A 17,367-nucleotide genomic window follows, 5' to 3' on the forward strand; every position below is an offset into this window, starting at 1 on the left:
GTCAGGCTCCCGGCTTGGCGGCGGCCGGCGACGAATCCGCCGACACGACGCGTTCGCCCACCTCCAGGCCTTCCAGCACCTGCGCCTGCACATTGTTGTTCATGCCGATGCGGACCTGGCGCGTCTCGGTCTTGTTGCCGTCCAGCACCACGCGCACCTCGTAGCGCCCGTCCGCGCCGCGCTTGCCCAGCGCCGACGCCGGCACCACCACCGCCCCCTTGGCCTCGCCCAGCACGATGAAGACCTGCGCCGTCATCGAGATGCGCAGCTTCTCGTCGGGGTTGGGCACGTCGAACAGCCCGTTGTAGTAGACCGCGGCGCTGGTGGAGGTGCTGGTCGAGGACGTCAGCGACGACGCCGCGTCATCCTTCTGGATGGAATCCGGGGCCGGTTCCACCGCGCGCAGCGTGGCGCGGTAGCGCTCGTCCGGTTCGCCCAGGATCGTGAAGTAGACCGGCAGCCCGGGCTTGACCCGCGTCACGTCGGCCTCGGAGATCTGCGCCTTGATCGTCATGGTGTCCACCTGCGCCACCTTGATGATGGTGGGCGCGCTCTGGATGGAGTTGACCGTCTGGCCTTCTTTGGTCACCACCGCCACCACCATGCCGTCGATCGGCGAGACGATGCGCGTGTAACCCAGGTTGACCCGGGCCGTGTCCACCTGGATCTCGGCCTGCGCGATCTGCGCGTCCAGCGACGCGATCTCGGCACGGGTCACGGCCAGCGTGGCCTCGGCGGTTTCATAGGCCTCGCGCGAGCTGGCGTCGGCCGCCAGCATCATGCGCTGGCGCTTGAACGCCAGTTCGGCCTGCTTCAGCGTGGCGACCTTGGCCGCCCGCTCGGCGCGCCGCGTCTGCAGCGCCGCTTCGGCGTTGCGCAGCTCGTTCTGCTGGGTCAGGTCATCGATCTCGGCGACCAGTTGTCCTTTCTTGACGCGATCGCCCAGTTCCACCTTCAGGGACTTGAGCTGGCCCGTGGCCTGCGCACCGACGCTGACGCGTTCGATGGCGTCGATGGTGCCGCTGGCCAGGACGCTGTCTTCCAGGTCCGCGCGGGACACCTCGGCCACGGCGAAGGTAGGCGGCGGCGGCGCCGAAAAGAATGCGGCGCGCGCACCGAAGACAAGAAGCAGGAGGATGACGGCTATCAGGACGTAGCGCTTGAACTTGCTGCGGGACTTTTTCATTGAACCTGGACGATGGGAACGGCAAGGCGCCACGGGCGGCGCCGGTAATGCTGCAAACAAGCGGCGTAATTCGCAGGTGAATTGCGCCGGGCGGACGTGTTCCGTTGCGTGAACGATACAACGATCCCAGGACGGTTGCGGAACCGTTTTACCGCACCTGCCGCGAACGTGCCGTCATCTTGCCGAATAAGCGCGAGACTTGTCCGGTAGAGACCGTTAACTTCGCAATGTGACTAGTCACTGTCCGCTGCAGCGCAAAATCGCATCGCCTCGACATAGCCGGACGTTACGAACAGAATGAATGCAGTTAAGCCGTGTCTACCTCCAACAGATCCCCCTCCTCGCCATCCAGTTCCCCGGAATTTTCCGGGGCGGTGCTTTTGTGCCTGCTGGCAATGATGAATCATGTGGCGCTGACCGGGGGACGGATCACCGTTTCCCTGACGGCGCTTCAGATGGGGCTGTCCACATTCACGGTGGGCACGCTGGTGGCGGTGTTTGCCGTGCTGCCCATGCTGTTTTCGGTCCGCGCGGGTCGCTGGGTGGACCGGGTCGGCATCGTCCGTCCGCTGGTCATGGGCACCACATTGGTGGCCTTCGGCACGCTACTCCCCTCTATTTCACAAACCCAGTCCGCGCTGCTGGTGGCGTCCTGCTGCATCGGCATCGGCTTCATGCTGCATCAGGTCGCCACGCAGGATCTGCTGGGACACGCCGAACCCGAGAAGCGGCTGCGCAATTTCTCGTTCATGTCATTGGCCCTGGCAGGGTCGGGATTTTCCGGTCCTTTGATTGCCGGTCTGGCCATTGACCACCTGGGTACGCGCACGGCCTTCGGCCTCCTCGCCGTCGGGCCCCTGCTCTCGGGAATCGGCCTGTATGCGCTGCGGCATCAGTTGAAGGCGGTCGACGCTGCCATCACCGGCGTGCGAGAGGCCCAGCGCCGCCGGGTGACCGAATTGCTCGCCGTGCCCGCCTTGCGTCGTGTCCTGATGGTGAACACGATCCTGTCCGGCGCGTGGGATACCCACCTGTTCGTCGTACCGATCTTCGGCGTGGCGATTGGCTTGTCCGCCACCACCATCGGCGTCATTCTTGCGTCGTTCGCGGCGGCAACTTTCGTTATCCGGCTGGCTTTGCCACTGATCCAGCGCCGGGTGCGATCCTGGACACTGGTGCGAGTGGCCATGGCCACCGCGGCGATCGACTTCGTGCTTTACCCGCTGTTCACCGACGTTACCGTCCTGATCGTGCTGTCTTTCATCCTGGGACTGGCGCTGGGCTGTTGCCAACCCAGCATGCTGTCCCTGCTGCACCAATACTCGCCGCCGGGCCGCGCCGCCGAAGCAGTGGGCCTGCGCATGGCGCTGATCAACGGTTCGCAGGTGTCCCTGCCGTTGACCTTCGGCGCGCTGGGTGCGGTAATTGGCGTTGCCCCGCTTTTCTGGGCCTATTCCGTGGCGCTGATGGCCGGGGGCTGGGCCAATCGAAATCCTCCGCACGAGCCTGAACGGAAAACGTAGTTGTGAACAAGCAGTCCTCCCCCTCCGACATCTCCGGCGCGTCCTTGCCCTTCCGGCTCTGGACGGCAGAAGAACGCCAAGCCTCGCTCGACGATGCGCTCAAACACTGGCAGGCCGGGGAAGACGTATGGGTATTCGGGTACGGATCCCTGATCTGGCGGCCGGATTTCGACTTCCAGGAACGGCGCCTGGCCACGCTGCGCGGCCACCACCGGGCGCTTTGCCTGTGGTCGCGGGTGAACCGGGGCACGCCCGAATGCCCGGGCCTGGTGTTTGGACTGGATCGCGGCGGTTCCTGCCGGGGTGTGGTCTACCGCCTGGCCGGCGACCAGGTCCCCAATTACTTTCCCGCCCTCTGGGAACGCGAGATGTCCACGGGCGCCTACCTGCCCCGCTGGATCAACTGCGCCACGGACGAAGGGGTCGTCCGCGCCCTCGTCTTCATCATGAACCGCAGCAATCCCGCCTACATCCGCGCACTGCCCGAGCCGGAACTGCTGGAGATCGTGCGCCGCGCGGCGGGACGCTACGGCCCGTGCACGGACTATGTGGTGCAGACCGCCCAGGCCTTGCGGTCCGCCGGCATCCACGACGCCCGGCTCGACGCGATCGCACGCCGGCTGGAACTGGACGGCCACCCGCTGCCCGAAGGTCCCTGACGCCCACGGGGCAAGCAGGCGCGGCGAACTTGCCCGGGGCCTGCGCGGGGTCAATGAGGGGCCGGTCTTCCAGGCGGTATAAACTCCCTGTTATCAACGCTGAACCCCTAAGACCATGTCCGTCTCTGATCTGCGTCAAAGCTACGAAAAGAATGTGCTCCTGGAAAGCCAGGCCGCCCGCTCCCCGTTCGAGCAATTCACCCGCTGGTTCGACGAGGCCCTCGCGGCCAAGGTGCCCGAACCCAACGCCATGACCCTGGCGACGGTGGATGCCAGCGGCCAGCCCAGCGCCCGCATCGTCCTCATCAAGGGCTTTGACGACCAAGGCTTCACGTTCTTCACCAATTACGAATCGCGCAAGGGCCTGGACCTGCTGGCCGAACCGCGCGCCAGCCTGCTGTTCTTCTGGCAGCCGCTGGAGCGCCAGGTCCGCATCGAGGGCGTGGTGGAAAAAGTGGCCGCCGAAGAGTCGGACGCCTACTATCACAGCCGCCCGGCCGGATCGCGCATCGGCGCCTGGGCTTCGCGCCAGAGCCAGCCCATCACCCGCGAAGAACTGGAAGCCCGCGAAAAGGAATTCCGCGAACGCTTCGGCGAACAGCCGCCGCGTCCGCCGCACTGGGGCGGCTACCGTCTGAAGCCCACCGCCTTTGAATTCTGGCAGGGCCGGCCGTCCCGCCTGCACGACCGCCTGCGCTACGTCGCGGACGGCGCGGACTGGAAGATCGAACGCCTGTCGCCCTGATACAGGCGCCCCCGACGCGGGGCGTCCCCACGCCGGGCGCCTCCCGCGCCCGACCGAACTGTCTACTGCATGTCCGCCTCCTCCCCTGATTTCGATTCCGTCTTCTTTCGCACCGCATTGGGCCGTTACGCCACCGGCGTGACGGTCGTGACGACCGCCGGCCAGGACGGCGCGCCCATCGGCCTGACGGTCAGCTCGTTCAATTCGGTCTCGCTGAACCCGCCTCTGGTGCTGTGGAGCCTGTCGCTGGGCTCCTCGTCGCTGGAGGCCTTCGAACAGTGCGAGCGCTACGTGGTAAACGTGCTGAGCGCGGATCAGATCGCGCTGGCGCGGCGCTTCGCGACCGGCAAGACGCCGGACCGCTATGCCGGACTGCAGGTGCATTACGCGCCGGGCGGCACGCCGATGCTGGACGGCCACTGCGCCGCGTGGTTCGAATGCCGCAACCGCAGCCGCTATGTCGAGGGAGATCACGTCATCATGGTCGGAGAAGTCGAACGTTGCGGTCATAGCGGCGAGCCTCCGCTGGTGTTTCACGCCGGCGGATTCGACCTGACGCCGGCCGGCACGCGCGCCGAGAAGGCCAAATCATGAGCGTCGACGTCGATTGCGTCGTCATCGGCGCCGGCGTGGTCGGGCTGGCAATCGCCCGCGCGCTGGCCCAATCCGGCCGCGAGGTGCTGGTGGCCGAGGCCACCGAGGCCATCGGCACCGGCACCAGCTCGCGCAACTCCGAAGTCATCCACGCCGGCATCTATTACCCCGCCGGCAGCCTGAAGGCGCGGCTATGCGTGCGCGGCAAGCATCTGCTGTACGCGTACTGTGCCGAGCGCGGCGTGCCGCACAAGCGGCTGGGCAAGCTCATCGTCGCCACCAGCCCCGAACAGGCCACGCAGCTGGAAGGCATCGCCCAGCGCGCCCGTGTCAACGGCGTGGACGACCTGCAGTACATCTCGGGCGAAGAAGCCATGCGCCTTGAGCCCGCGCTGCAATGCACCGCCGCGCTGGTGTCGCCGTCCACCGGCATCGTGGACAGCCACGCGCTGATGCTGTCCTTTCAAGGCGACGCCGAAAACGCGGGCGCCCAATGCGTCTTCCATACGCCGCTCGTGTCGGGGCGTGTGCGTCCTGAAGGCGGCTTTGAACTGCAGTTCGGCGGCGATGACGCCATGCAACTGACCTGCAACGTGCTGATCAACTCGGCCGGCCTGCAGGCGCCCGCCCTGGCGCGGCGCATCGAAGGCGTGCGGGCAGACAGCATCCCCACCGATTACCTGTGCAAGGGCAGCTATTTCACGCTGTCCGGGCGCGCGCCGTTTTCGCGGCTGATCTATCCCGTGCCGCAGCACGCCGGCCTGGGCGTGCACCTGACGCTGGACATGGGCGGCCAGGCCAAGTTCGGCCCCGACACCGAATGGGTCGGGACCGAGGACTACACGCTGGACCCATCCCGCGCCGAGGTGTTCTACGAAGCCGTCCGCACCTATTGGCCAGCGTTGCCGGACGACGCGCTGGCGCCCGGTTACACGGGCATCCGGCCCAAGATCTCGGGCCCGCACGAGCCGGCCGCCGACTTCGTCATCGCCGGACCCGCCGTGCATGGCGTGCCCGGCCTGGTGAACCTGTTCGGCATCGAATCCCCCGGGCTGACCTCCAGCCTGGCCCTGGCGGAAGAAACCCTGGCGCGCCTGTCCGCCTGATCTCCGCCCGCTTCCTCTTTCTTATTCATCCATTTCCGCCATGCAGCACAACGACTACATCCTGACCCTGTCCTGCCCCGACCGCACCGGCATCGTCTACCGCGTCAGCGGCCTGTTGTTCGAACTGGGTTGCAACATCCTGGATTCGCAGCAGTTCGGCGACGAAGAGACCGGCCGGTTCTTTCTGCGCGTGCACTTCGACCTGCCGGTCGGCGCCTCCGCCGACGACCTGCGCACCCGCCTGGACGCCATGTCCGCCGACTACGGCATGGAACTGAAGCTGCACGACGCGCGCCGCAAGGAACGCCTGCTCATCATGGTCAGCAAGCAGGGCCACTGCTTGAACGACCTGCTGTTCCGCGTGCACAGCGGCCATCTGCATGCCGAAGTGGCCGCCATCGTCTCGAATCACAACGACTACGCCGGCCTGGCCGCCACCTACAACATCCCGTTCCACCACCTGCCGGTCACGCCCGACACCAAGCTGGAACAGGAAAAGCAGGTGCTCAAGATCGTCGACGAGGCGAACATCGACCTGGTCGTGCTGGCGCGCTACATGCAGATCCTGTCCGCCGACATGTGCCGCGCGCTGACCGGACGCGCGATCAACATCCACCACAGCTTCCTGCCCAGCTTCAAGGGCGCACGCCCCTACCACCAGGCGCATGCGCGCGGCGTGAAGATCATCGGCGCCACGGCCCACTACGTCACCTCGGACCTGGACGAAGGCCCGATCATCGACCAGGACATCGAACGCGTCGACCACACGATGACCGCCCAGGACCTGACCCAGGTGGGCAGCGACATCGAATCCCTGGTGCTGTCTCGCGCCGTGCGCAGCCACGTCGAACACCGCATCCTGCTGAACCGCAACAAGACCGTCGTGTTCCGCTGATCCTCACGCCTTTGACGGGACCGCGGCGGGCGGTTGCAACGGCGGAAACGCCTGGGCCACCAACGCCACCGCGCGCTCCTGCAAGGGCGAACGCGCCGCATCGGGCCAGATCACCTGGCTGATCGAGCGCGCTTCGTGTTCAAACGCAATGAACCGCGTGCCCGCCAGCCCGCTGCGCGACAGGCACGCCGGCACGATCGACACCCCCAATCCCTGCGACACCAGCGACGCCACGCTCAGCCAGTGGCGCACCTCATGCCGGATCGCCGGCATGAAGCCGGCCGACACGCACATGGCCAGCACCGTCTCGTAATAGCTGGGCGAGGCCGCCCGCGCGAAAAAGACAAAGTCATCCTCCGCCAGCTCCGCCAGCCGCAGCGTCGTGCGCTGCGCGAGCGGATGCGCGTCCGGCAGACACACGACGAACGGCTCGGCCATCAGATCACGCGCCTGCACGCCGTCCGGCACCGGATTGGCGTGGATGAAGCCCAGATCCTGCTCGCCGCGCCGCACCGCCTCGATCTGATCATGTGAGTTCAGTTCGGTCAGCACGTGCTCCACGTCGGGCAGTTCCGTGCGCATGGCGCTCAGCAGCGCGGGCAGGCCCCGATACAGCATCGACCCCACGAAGCCGATGCGCAGCCGGCCGCGCAGGCCCGCGTCCACCTGGCGCACCAGCGTGCGGACCTCTTCGGCCTGGCGCAGCAGAATCAGGGCCTCGTGGTAGAGCGCCTGGCCGGCGTCGGTCAGCTCGACATGACGGCTGGTGCGGGCCAGGAGGCGCGCGCCGATGTTCTCTTCCAGCTGGCGGATCGCGTAGCTGAGCGGCGGCTGCGAGATGTGCAGGCGCGCCGCCGCGCGGCTGAAATGGCGCTCTTCGGCCACGGCGATGAAGTAGCGCAGCAGCCGGGGTTCCAAGTCCATGCGTCCCTCCTTAAGGCATATCTATATTTTTTTTGGATTGATCTACATCAAAACAGTATTTGAATAGATAAATCAAGGCCCGCACCATAGGGCATCTCCCCATCTCGACCCGGATGCCGCCATGGATACCCCTGCCTTGCCCGTTGCCGCCCCCGCCACGCCCGTGCCGGATTCCCGCGGGCTGAACCTGTTCAGCGCCGACCCGTACGCCGAGGCGCTGAGCCGACGCTACCTGCCGCCCGCCCTGCACGCGCATCTGTTGCCGCACCTGAGCCGGCTGGGCGAACTGGCAGGCGGGGTGATGGACGAACTGGCTTCCGTGGCTGACAAGCATCCGCCCACGCTGTCCGTGCGCACCCGGGCCGGCACGGACGAGTCCCGCATCGACAAGCATCCGGCCTACGTCGAACTGGAACGCCTGGCCTACAGCGAATTCGGTCTGGCCGCCCTGTCCCACCGGGGCGGTGTGCTCGGCTGGCCCGAGCCCATGCCCGCCGCCGCCAAATACGCGCTCAGCCATCTCTTCGTGCAGGCGGAATTCGGCCTGTGCTGCCCGGTCAGCATGACGGACTCGCTGGCGCGCACGCTGCGCAAGTTCGGCGACCCCGCACTGGTCGAGCGCGTGCTGCCGCAGGTGACGTCGCAGGACTTCGACACGCTGCGCCAGGGCGCCATGTTCATGACCGAACAAGGCGCGGGCTCGGATGTCAGCGCCACCGAAGTCACGGCGCAAGCGCAGGACGACGGCACTTGGCGCATTCACGGCGACAAGTGGTTCTGCTCGAACCCCGACGCCGGCTTTGCGATGGTGCTGGCCCGCAGCGAAACGGACCCCGGCCTGAAGGGCGTGTCGCTCTTTCTGCTGCCGCGCGACCTGGCGGACGGCACGCACAACCACTACCGCATCCTGCGCCTGAAGGACAAGTTGGGCACGCGCTCCATGGCCAGCGGCGAAATCCGTCTGGAAGGCGCGGTGGCCTGGCTGGTGGGCGAACGCGGCCGCGGCTTCAAGCACATGGCCGACATGATCAACAATTCGCGCCTGTCCAACGGCATGCGCGCCGCGGGCCTGATGCGCCGCGCTGTCACTGAAGCCGTCTATGTGTCGCAGCATCGCCGCGCCTTCGGCAAGCGGCTGATCGACATGCCGCTGATGCAGCGCCAGCTCGTCAAGATGATCGTGTGGGCGGAACAGGCGCGCAGCGTGATGTTCCAGACGGCGCGCGCGCTGGCCGACGCCGATCAAGGCGCGGCGGACCCCGCGCTGGCGCGCATCCTGACACCGCTGATCAAGTTCCGCGCCTGCCGCGACGCGCGCAAGGTCACCGGCGACGCGATGGAAGTACGCGGCGGCTGCGGCTACATCGAGGAGTTCACCGACCCGCGCCTGGTGCGCGACGCGCATCTTGGTTCCATCTGGGAAGGCACCAGCAACATCGTCGCGCTGGATGTCCTGCGCGCCATCAAGAAAGAACATTCCCTGCCCGCGCTGCGCAGCCACATCGACCGCCTGCTGGCGGACGGCGCGCCCTGCCCGCCCGAACTGGCCGATCTGCAGGCCAGCGCCCTGGAAAAGACCTACGCGCTGGCGGAACATGCCGCGCAAGGCGACCATGCCCAGCTGGCGCGCCAGGCCGCATCGCTGCTGTATCACGCGGTGTCCATGGCCGCGTTGCGCTGGGAAGCCACCGGCACGGGTCTGGAAAGCCGCGCGCGGCTGGCCGACCAGGTGCTGCTGCACCGCCTGGCGCCGCGCGATCCCTATGCCATCCCGCCTGACGAAAGCGCGGCCTGCCAGGCCATCCTGCAGTACGCGCTGTAACGCCCTTCCGGCTTTTGCAGTAACCCGACGCCGGCGGCACAGCCGGCGCGCCATCCACTGGAGACATGCATGAAACGCTATTTCACCCCCCTGTTCCTGGCGGCCGCCGCCATCGTCGCGGCCACGCCGGCCGTTGCCGCAGACGCCTACCCCACTGCGCGGCCGGTCACGCTGGTCGTGCCCTTCCCGCCCGGCGGCCCCACCGACGCGCTGGCGCGCCGCCTGGCCGAAAAGCTGCGCGAGCCGCTCAAGCAGAACGTCATCGTCGAAAACCGCAGCGGCGCGGGCGGCAACATCGGCTCTGAATACGTCGCGTCCGCCAAGCCCGACGGCTACACCATTCTGTTCGGCACGTCCGGCCCGCTGGCCATCAACGTCAGCCTGTACAAGAAGCAGAACTACAACCCCGAGACCAGCTTCGCGCCCATCATCCGCATCGGCCACCTGCCCAACATCCTGGTCGTGAACCCGTCGGTGCCCGCCAACAACATGCAGGAACTGATCGCCTACGCGCAGAAGAATCCGGACAAGCTGAGCTACGCCTCGTCCGGCAACGGCGCGTCGTCGCACCTGGCCGGCATCCTGTTCAACCGCATGGCCGGCACCAAGATCATGCACATCCCCTACAAGGGCACCGGCCCCGCGCTGAACGATCTGCTGGGCGGCCAGGTGTCGATGTCGTTCACCGACATCCTGACCGCGCTGCCGTACATCAAGGCGGGCAAGCTGCGCGCCATCGGCCTGGCCAGCGCGCAGCGTTCCGACGCGCTGCCCGAGCTGCCGACGCTGTCCGAGCAGGGGCTGAAGGGCTATGACGTCAGCGTCTTCTTCGGCATCGTCGCGCCCAAGGACACGCCGGCCGACGTGGTGAACACGCTGAACCAGGCCTTCAAGACGGCGCTGTCCGATCCCGCCATCGAGCAGACGCTGCGCATGCAGGGCATCGTCGAAGCGCAGGACAAGACGCCGCAAGGCCTGTCCACCTTCATCACCACCGAAGTCCCCAAGTGGCGCGAGCTGATCCAGAGCGCCAACGTTTCCATCGACTGACGCGAAGAATTCCATGGCTCACACCCTACCCAATGCCGGCGCCCTTGCGGGCTGCAAGGTGATCGATCTGTCACGCGTGCTGGGCGGTCCGTACTGCACGCAGATCCTGGCCGACCACGGCGCCGACGTGCTGAAGATCGAGCCGCCCGGCGGCGACGAGACGCGCGGCTGGGGCCCGCCCTTTCTGGGCGAGACGGCCTCGTACTTTGTCGGCGTGAACCGCAACAAAGACGGCATGACGCTGGACCTGTCGCAGCCCGCCGGGCAGGAACTGCTGCGCCACCTGCTGGCTGACGCCGACGTGCTGGTCGAGAACTTCAAGCCCGGCACGTTGGAAAAGTGGGGCCTGGGCTATGAAGACCTGAAGGCGGCCTTCCCCGCGCTGATCCATTGCCGCGTCAGCGGGTTCGGCTCGGACGGCCCGCTGGGCGGCTTGCCCGGCTACGACGCGTGCGCGCAGGCGATGTGCGGGCTGATGAGCGTAAACGGCGATGCGGACGGCGAAGCGACGCGCGTGGGCCTGCCGGTGGTGGACATGGTGACGGGGCTGAACGCAGCGGTGGCGATCCTGCTGGCGCTCAACGAGCGCACGCGCAGCGGGCTGGGGCAGTTCCTGGACATCACGCTGTATGACTGCGCGCTGTCGCTGCTGCACCCGCATGCGCCGAATTACTTCTACAGCGGCAAGGTGCCGCAGCGCAGCGGCAACGCGCACCCGAACATCGCGCCGTACGAAACCTTGCCAACCGCAAGCGGGCCGATCTTTCTGGCCGTGGGCAACAACCGCCAGTTTGCGATGCTGGCGCAGACGCTCGATGCGCCGGCGCTGTCGGCGGATGCGCGCTACGCCACGAATGCAGACCGCCTGCGCCATCGCCAGGCGCTGCGCGACGATCTCTCTGCGCTGCTTGCCCGCCACGAAGCCGCCGCGCTTGCCGACCAACTGCTGCGCGCCGGCGTGCCTGCCGCCGCCGTGCAGACGGTCGATCAGGCGCTCGCGCATCCGCATACGCGGCATCGCGGCATGGTGCTGGAACAGGGCGATTACAAAGGCGTGGGCTCGCCCATCAAGCTGTCGCGAACGCCCGCCACGCTGCGCAAGCTGCCGCCAGACCTGGCGCCGCCAGCCGGGCAGGACTGATCCCGCATCGATGACCCCGCCCGGCGCCCGCCGGGTTTTTTTTGCTGCAGCGTTTCCGCTTGGCCAGGTGTCAGACACCGTCCGAAATGGGCCGCTATCCCCGCGCGCAACAACTTAGACATTTGGTTTCAGCACACCGCCCTATTGCCGCCGTAGACTTTTTTTGCATTTTGCGTCGCATCTGCACGCTTTCCCGAGCCACATAAAAAGGCGAGCCACATAAGAGGAAATAAAAGACTATGGCCACGACAGACTCACAAGACCACGGCCAGCTGAAACGGGTGATGGGCCCGAAGCTGCTCCTGCTATTCATTGTTGGCGACATCCTGGGCACCGGCGTCTACGCACTGACAGGGCAAGTGGCCGCTGAAGTCGGCGGCGCGGCCTGGCTGCCGTTCCTGGTCGCCTTCGGGGTGGCCCTGCTGACCGCGCTGTCCTACCTTGAATTGGTCACCAAGTACCCGCGCGCCGCCGGCGCCGCGCTCTACGTCCACAAGGCGTTCGGCGTGCACTTCCTGACGTTCATCGTCTGCTTCACCGTCATGTGTTCCGGCCTGACGTCGGCCGCCACCGCCTCGCAGGCCTTCGCCGCCAACCTGTTCGCCGCGATGGGCATCGAGGCCGAAAAGCACTGGATCACGCTTGGCGCGCTGGGCTTCATGACGCTGGTCATGCTGGTCAACTTTCGTGGCGCGACTGAAAGCGTCCGGGCCAACGTCGTGCTTACGCTGATCGAGCTGTCGGGTCTGCTGATGGTCATCCTGCTGGGCTTTTACGCCATCTCCGGCGGCCAGGCGGACTTCTCGCGCGTCGTCGCGTTCGACACGCCCGAGGACAAGAGCGTGTTCCTGGCCGTGACCTCGGCCACCGCGCTCGCGTTCTTCGCCATGGTCGGCTTCGAGGATTCGGTCAACATGGCCGAGGAAACGCACGATCCCAGCCGCATCTTCCCGAGGGTCATGCTGACCGGCCTGGGCATCACGGCACTCATCTATGTGCTGGTGTCCATCTGCGCCGTTGCGCTGGTGCCGGTGGGCGAACTGGCCAAGAGCAGCACGCCGCTGGTGCTGGTGGTCAAGCGCGCCGCGCCGGATCTGCCCGTGGAGTACATCATGCCGATCATCTCGATGTTCGCCGTGGCGAACTCGGCGCTGATCAACATGATGATGGCCAGCCGCCTGTTGTACGGCATGTCGCGCCAGGGCGTGCTGCCGTCGTTCCTGGCGCACGTGCACCGCAAGAACCAGACGCCGTGGACGGCCATCCTGTTCACGACGGCGCTGGCCTTCGGCCTCATCATCCTGGTCTCGCTGACCGACTCGCAGGCGATCCGCGCGCTGGGCGGCACCACCGCGTTGCTGCTGCTGGGCGTGTTCGCGTTCGTGAACGTCGCGGTGCTGGTGCTGCGGCGTGACAAGGTCAAGCACAAGCACTTTTCCATCAACCGCATCGTCCCGTGGCTGGGCGCCGCCGCCTGCCTGTTCCTGGTTACGCCGCTGACGGGCCGTGACGTGATCCAGTATCAGGTCGCTGGCTGGCTGCTGCTGCTGGGCGTGGTGATGTGGTTCGTCACCTGGCTGGCGCGGCGCCGCGAGGCCAAGATGGAGCTGGATCCCTCGGCGCTGGAGTGATGCGTGGCGCCACGGCTGAGGCGCCCTCAGCTGGGCGCCTCAGACTCACGTATTGGCCGCGGCGTCTCAGCGAGGACGCCCCCGCCGGGCCTGGCGCCGCAGCGCGGCGTCAGCCGCCCACCGCCAGCCCTTCGCGGCGCGGGTCCGCGCCGCCTTGCAGGCCCTTCGCGTCGATGACGATGCCGTGGATGCCGCTGGGAAACTCGGTGATGCGCACCGGGTGCCCCATGCGCTCCAGTTCCGGCGCCAATGCTTCCAGCGCCGTGCCCTTCTCCAGTTCGGTTTCCTTGTTGCGGCTGCCGAAGTTGGGCAGGTCGATTGCCGACTGAATATCGAGATTCCAGTCCAGCACGCCCACGAGCGTCTTGGCGACGTAGTTGATGATTGCGCTGCCGCCCGGCGAGCCCACCAGCACGTAAGGCTTGCCATCGCGTAGCACCATCATCGGCGCCATCGAGCTGCGCGGGCGCTTGCCCGGCTCGATGCGGTTGGCGACGAGCCGGCCTTCGGGGTCCTTGAACGACGACGAAAAATCGGTCATCTCGTTGTTCAGCAGAAAGCCCCGCACGAAGATCTTGCTGCCGAATTCGCTTTCGATGGTCGTCGTCATGGTGAGCGCGTTGCCTTGCGCGTCGACGGCCACGAGGTGGCTGGTGGACGGCAGTTCCAGCGCGTTGTCCTTGCCCAGCGACAGCAGCTTGCCTTCGGGGTCACCGGGCAGCGCGACCTTCATGCTGCGATCCGGCTGGATCAGCGCGCCGCGCGCGCGCAGGTAGGCGGGGTCCAGCAAGCCGCGTACCGGGACGCGCACGAAGTCCGGGTCGGCCACGTAGAAATCGCGGTCGGCGAAGGCCAGCCGGCCGGCTTCCGAAAAATAATGCACCGCCTGCGCCGTGCCCGGCGCGTAGCGGCTCAGCGGAAACTGCTCCAGCTCGCCCAGCATCTGCAGGACGGCGATGGGACCGCTGCTGGGCGGACCCATGCCGCAGAGCTGGTAGCCGCGGTACGCGCCGCACACGGGATCGCGCGTCTTGGCGCGATAGTCTGCAAGATCCGCAAGGGTAAGGTCGCCCGGCTTCTCATGCTTCTGCACCGCGGCCACGATGTCGCGCGCGATATCTCCTTGGTAGAACGCGTCGGCGCCTTGCGTTGCCACCGCGCGCAGCGTGCGTGCAAATTCCGGGTTCTTCAGCACGTGGCCCACGGGCCAGGGCGTCCCGTCCGGCGCATAGAAATACGCGGCCGCCGCAGCCTGCTGCGGCAGCGCCTTGTTGCCGGCCAGCAGCGAATGCAGGCGCGGCGACACCGCAAAGCCCGCTTCCGCCAATTCAATGGCCGGCTGGAACAGGTCGGCCCAGGGCAGCTTGCCGTGCGTCTTGTGCGCCAGTTCCAGACCGCGCAACAGGCCGGGCACCGCCACCGACATGCCGTTGTTGACGGCCTGCGCAAAAGGCAGCGGTTTGCCCTCGGCATCCAGGAAACGATCAGGCCGCGCGGCCGCGGGCGCGGTCTCGCGGCTGTCGATGGTGCGGATCTGGCCGTCCGCCGCGGAGTACAGCACCATGAACGCGCCCCCGCCGATGCCCGACGATTGCGGCTCGACCAGATTCAGCACGAGCTGCGTGGCAATGGCGGCGTCCACCACGCTGCCGCCGCGCCGCAGCATCGCTTCGCCCGCGCGGCTGGCCAGCGGGTTGGCCGACACCATCATGAAATGCGGCGCGCGCACCAGCTGGCGCGCCTGGACGCCGCTGGCGGCCTCGGGATTGATGTCTTCGGCCGCGGGCGGCGTGCGCGCCCAGCTGGCGGAAACAAATGGCAGGCCGGTTATCGCGGCGGCGAGCAGCAGGGCGGCGTGGCGGCGTAGGCGCATGGATGGCTCCGGTGGTCGCCGGACATCCGGCTGGCGTCCATGATAGTCAAAGGGCGGCGCGCGGTACACGGCGCGCGGCGCGCCATCCGGCTTAGAATCGCGGTTTCGGATCACCCCCCCCTTTCCGCGCCATGCGCCTGCGCCACATCGAGATATTCGAAGCGATCCGCCGCACCGGATCCCTGACCGAAGCCGCCGCCGCGCTGCACATTTCCCAGCCTGCCGCGAGCAAACTGCTGGCGCATGCCGAAAGCCAGCTGGGCTTCAAGCTGTTCGACCGCGTGAAGGGCCGGCTGGTCGCCACGCGCGAGGCCGAGATCCTCACCCCCGAGATCGCGCGCCTGAGCCAGGACCTGAACAGCGTGCGCAGGCTGGCGACCAACCTGCGCGACCGGCCTCACGGCCATCTACGCCTGGGCTGCGCGCCCGCGCTTGGACTTGGCCTGTTGCCCGGCGTGGTGCGCGACAGCCGCAACGCGCAACCCGGCATCACCTTCGACATCCACACGCACCACAGCGCCGAACTCGTGCAAGGGCTGCTGACGCGGGAGCTCGATCTGGCGATCACGTTCGACACGAACGATTATCCCGGCCTGACGCGCATGGGGCTGGGGCACACGGAACTCGTGCACCTGAGCCGCAAGCCCGGGAATGGGCCGCTAAGACTGTCGGAATTGTCTGAAACCGCGGACGCCACAGCATCCGGCGACACGCTCATCGTGCTGGACGCAGGCGACGCATCGGGCGCCCTGCTGCAACTGGCGCTGGACGCGCAGGGCCTGGCGCCGCAGGTCGCCATCCAGGTGCAGACCCATTACGTGGCCTGCGCGCTGGTCGATGCAGGCTGCGGCGACGCCATTGTCGACGCCATCACCGCGCGCGCCATGCTGCGTCCCGGCATGACCCTGCGCCGTCTGGAACCGGCGCTGCGCGTGCCGATCAGCATCATGACGCGCAACCAGGATCCGCTGTCGGCGTTGCACCGAGACCTGATCGAACGTCTGCGCACGGCGTGCGCCGCGCTGCTCGAAGGGCTGGACGCGCCCGTCTGACCAACCGCGCGCGGCCGGCAAAGCACAACGCACAAAGCAAAACGCACAACGGGCGCCCGAAGGCGCCCGTTGCGGTGTCGATTGGGGCAACCCAGGCCGCCCCGCGCAGCATCAGTCCAGCTTGATGTTCTGCTTCTTCACGACGTCCTGGGCCCAGTTGAACTGTTCCTGGATTTCCTTGGCGAACTCTTCCGGCGTGTTGCCCGACGGCGCCGAGCCTTGCTCGTCCAGCGCCTTGATGACCTTCGGGTCCTTCAGGGCCACGACGGCGGCGTCACGCAGCTTGTTCACGACTTCCATCGGCGTGCCCTTGGGCGCCAGCAGGCCATACCAGACGGGCTGGTTCAGCACCGGGAAGCCGGCGTCCTTGAAGGTCGGCACGCCCTTCATCGTGCCGATCTGCTCGGGCCAGGCGATGGCCATGGCGTTCAGCTTGCCGGCCTGGATCTGCGGCATCGAGGACGGCAGGTTGTCGAACAGGATTTCGATCTGGCCGCCGACGGCGTCAGCCAGCGCCGGGCCCGAACCCTTGTAGGGCACGTGCACGATGTCGGTGCCGGTGGCCATCTTGAACGATTCGCCCATCAGGTGCAGCACGCCGCAGGTGCCCGAGCTGCCGTACGAATACTTGCCCGGGTTCTTCTTCAGCTCTTCGATGAAGCCCTTGAAGTCCTTGGCGGGGAACTTGGGGTTCACGGCCACGACGTTGGCGGTGTTGGCGAAGTTGGTGACCGGCTGGAAGTCCTTGATCGGATCGTACGGCAGGTCCTTCGGACGGCAGGCGGGGTTCACAGCCATCGTGGAGACGGTGGCGATGGACAGCGTGTAGCCGTCGGCCGGTGCGCGCGCGGCTTCGGCCGCACCGATGGCGCCGCCGGCGCCGCCCTTGTTTTCAACGACCATCGGCTGGCCGAGTTCCTGGCTCATGCGCTGCGTCACGAGGCGCGCAATGATGTCCGTGGAACCGCCAGGCGCGAACGGAACGATCACGCGGATGGCCTTGCTGGGGTACTTGTCTGCGGCGTGCGCGACCGAAACGCCCAACGTGCCGGCAGCACCGGTAGCAAGGGCGATGGCCACTGCCAGGGAGCGGACCTTATTCATAGTTGTGTTTCCTCCAAGATTGCGAGCCCGTGTGTAGACGGACCGTTGTGTGTTGTGCCCGC

At 67.0% G+C, this 17,367-nt stretch carries 15 protein-coding genes; 11 read left to right on the top strand and 4 right to left on the bottom strand.

Annotation, left to right across the window (positions count from 1 at the left end; all coding sequences use genetic code 11):
* Window position 1 precedes the first annotated feature (1 nt).
* Window positions 2-1,186: an efflux RND transporter periplasmic adaptor subunit gene (locus KW836_RS23810; protein ID WP_218344945.1), complete on the bottom strand. Its 1,185-nt coding sequence runs from the start codon at window positions 1,184-1,186 to the stop codon at window positions 2-4.
* Between the two features lie 314 nt (window positions 1,187-1,500).
* On the opposite strand from KW836_RS23810, the gene KW836_RS23815 reads away from it, so the two are divergent.
* The 6 genes from KW836_RS23815 to purU all read left to right on the top strand — a co-directional run bounded on the left by KW836_RS23815 (window position 1,501) and on the right by purU (window position 6,708).
* Window positions 1,501-2,709 (top strand): MFS transporter, encoded by a 1,209-nt coding sequence (locus tag KW836_RS23815; RefSeq protein ID WP_218344946.1) that lies wholly within the window; start codon window positions 1,501-1,503, stop codon window positions 2,707-2,709.
* A 2-nt stretch (window positions 2,710-2,711) separates the two neighbouring features.
* Window positions 2,712-3,368 (top strand): gamma-glutamylcyclotransferase, encoded by a 657-nt coding sequence (locus KW836_RS23820; protein ID WP_175123249.1) that lies wholly within the window; start codon window positions 2,712-2,714, stop codon window positions 3,366-3,368.
* A 115-nt stretch (window positions 3,369-3,483) separates the two neighbouring features.
* A complete protein-coding gene (gene pdxH / locus KW836_RS23825) occupies window positions 3,484-4,113 on the top strand; it encodes a pyridoxamine 5'-phosphate oxidase (RefSeq protein WP_175123250.1) in 630 nt (209 codons plus the stop codon).
* 69 nt (window positions 4,114-4,182) lie between these two features.
* A complete protein-coding gene (locus KW836_RS23830) occupies window positions 4,183-4,707 on the top strand; it encodes a flavin reductase family protein (protein WP_175138841.1) in 525 nt (174 codons plus the stop codon).
* Window positions 4,704-5,813: an NAD(P)/FAD-dependent oxidoreductase gene (locus tag KW836_RS23835; protein ID WP_218344947.1), complete on the top strand. Its 1,110-nt coding sequence runs from the start codon at window positions 4,704-4,706 to the stop codon at window positions 5,811-5,813. Before KW836_RS23830 ends, KW836_RS23835 begins: the two co-directional genes overlap by 4 nt.
* A 40-nt stretch (window positions 5,814-5,853) precedes the next feature.
* Window positions 5,854-6,708 (top strand): formyltetrahydrofolate deformylase, encoded by an 855-nt coding sequence (purU, locus tag KW836_RS23840; RefSeq protein ID WP_175138843.1) that lies wholly within the window; start codon window positions 5,854-5,856, stop codon window positions 6,706-6,708.
* 3 nt (window positions 6,709-6,711) lie between these two features.
* Here purU and KW836_RS23845 read toward each other — a convergent pair whose 3' ends face one another.
* The gene (locus tag KW836_RS23845) at window positions 6,712-7,632 is read right to left on the bottom strand and encodes a LysR family transcriptional regulator (protein ID WP_175123254.1); all 921 of its coding nucleotides are present in this window, start codon (window positions 7,630-7,632) and stop codon (window positions 6,712-6,714) included.
* 121 nt (window positions 7,633-7,753) lie between these two features.
* On the opposite strand from KW836_RS23845, the gene KW836_RS23850 reads away from it, so the two are divergent.
* The 4 genes from KW836_RS23850 to KW836_RS23865 all read left to right on the top strand — a co-directional run bounded on the left by KW836_RS23850 (window position 7,754) and on the right by KW836_RS23865 (window position 13,276).
* The gene (locus KW836_RS23850; RefSeq protein WP_218344948.1) at window positions 7,754-9,454 is read left to right on the top strand and encodes an acyl-CoA dehydrogenase family protein; all 1,701 of its coding nucleotides are present in this window, start codon (window positions 7,754-7,756) and stop codon (window positions 9,452-9,454) included.
* A 69-nt stretch (window positions 9,455-9,523) separates the two neighbouring features.
* Window positions 9,524-10,504 (top strand): tripartite tricarboxylate transporter substrate binding protein, encoded by a 981-nt coding sequence (locus KW836_RS23855; RefSeq protein ID WP_218344949.1) that lies wholly within the window; start codon window positions 9,524-9,526, stop codon window positions 10,502-10,504.
* A gap of 13 nt (window positions 10,505-10,517) precedes the next feature.
* Window positions 10,518-11,645: a CaiB/BaiF CoA-transferase family protein gene (locus KW836_RS23860; protein WP_218344950.1), complete on the top strand. Its 1,128-nt coding sequence runs from the start codon at window positions 10,518-10,520 to the stop codon at window positions 11,643-11,645.
* Window positions 11,646-11,884: 239 nt separating this feature from the next.
* A complete protein-coding gene (locus tag KW836_RS23865) occupies window positions 11,885-13,276 on the top strand; it encodes an APC family permease (RefSeq protein WP_218344951.1) in 1,392 nt (463 codons plus the stop codon).
* Window positions 13,277-13,385: 109 nt separating this feature from the next.
* Here the strand turns inward: KW836_RS23865 and ggt are convergent, their stop codons facing one another.
* Entirely contained in the window at window positions 13,386-15,149 is a 1,764-nt protein-coding gene (gene ggt, locus KW836_RS23870; protein ID WP_218344952.1) for a gamma-glutamyltransferase, read from the bottom strand.
* A gap of 131 nt (window positions 15,150-15,280) precedes the next feature.
* Between ggt and KW836_RS23875 the strand changes: the two genes are divergently transcribed.
* The gene (locus tag KW836_RS23875) at window positions 15,281-16,201 is read left to right on the top strand and encodes a LysR family transcriptional regulator (RefSeq protein WP_218344953.1); all 921 of its coding nucleotides are present in this window, start codon (window positions 15,281-15,283) and stop codon (window positions 16,199-16,201) included.
* 111 nt (window positions 16,202-16,312) lie between these two features.
* Here KW836_RS23875 and KW836_RS23880 read toward each other — a convergent pair whose 3' ends face one another.
* On the bottom strand, window positions 16,313-17,305 hold the full coding sequence (locus KW836_RS23880) for a tripartite tricarboxylate transporter substrate binding protein BugE (protein WP_218344954.1): 993 nt from the start codon (window positions 17,303-17,305) through the stop codon (window positions 16,313-16,315).
* Window positions 17,306-17,367: the final 62 nt, after the last annotated feature.

The organism is Achromobacter sp. ACM05, from assembly GCF_019218915.1.
GTDB classification, from domain to species: Bacteria; Pseudomonadota; Gammaproteobacteria; order Burkholderiales; family Burkholderiaceae_B; genus Achromobacter; species Achromobacter animicus.

Excerpts from the sequence above, each read along its gene's own strand:
- KW836_RS23860 (WP_218344950.1), top strand. The coding sequence starts at position 10,518 with ATGGCTCACACCCTACCCAATGCCGGCGCCCTTGCGGGCTGCAAGGTG.
- purU (WP_175138843.1), top strand. The coding sequence starts at position 5,854 with ATGCAGCACAACGACTACATCCTGACCCTGTCCTGCCCCGACCGCACC.
- KW836_RS23875 (WP_218344953.1), top strand. The coding sequence starts at position 15,281 with ATGCGCCTGCGCCACATCGAGATATTCGAAGCGATCCGCCGCACCGGA.
- ggt (WP_218344952.1), bottom strand. The coding sequence starts at position 15,149 with ATGCGCCTACGCCGCCACGCCGCCCTGCTGCTCGCCGCCGCGATAACC.
- KW836_RS23810 (WP_218344945.1), bottom strand. The coding sequence starts at position 1,186 with ATGAAAAAGTCCCGCAGCAAGTTCAAGCGCTACGTCCTGATAGCCGTC.
- KW836_RS23830 (WP_175138841.1), top strand. The coding sequence starts at position 4,183 with ATGTCCGCCTCCTCCCCTGATTTCGATTCCGTCTTCTTTCGCACCGCA.
- pdxH (WP_175123250.1), top strand. The coding sequence starts at position 3,484 with ATGTCCGTCTCTGATCTGCGTCAAAGCTACGAAAAGAATGTGCTCCTG.
- KW836_RS23865 (WP_218344951.1), top strand. The coding sequence starts at position 11,885 with ATGGCCACGACAGACTCACAAGACCACGGCCAGCTGAAACGGGTGATG.
- KW836_RS23835 (WP_218344947.1), top strand. The coding sequence starts at position 4,704 with ATGAGCGTCGACGTCGATTGCGTCGTCATCGGCGCCGGCGTGGTCGGG.
- KW836_RS23880 (WP_218344954.1), bottom strand. The coding sequence starts at position 17,305 with ATGAATAAGGTCCGCTCCCTGGCAGTGGCCATCGCCCTTGCTACCGGT.
- KW836_RS23850 (WP_218344948.1), top strand. The coding sequence starts at position 7,754 with ATGGATACCCCTGCCTTGCCCGTTGCCGCCCCCGCCACGCCCGTGCCG.
- KW836_RS23855 (WP_218344949.1), top strand. The coding sequence starts at position 9,524 with ATGAAACGCTATTTCACCCCCCTGTTCCTGGCGGCCGCCGCCATCGTC.
- KW836_RS23845 (WP_175123254.1), bottom strand. The coding sequence starts at position 7,632 with ATGGACTTGGAACCCCGGCTGCTGCGCTACTTCATCGCCGTGGCCGAA.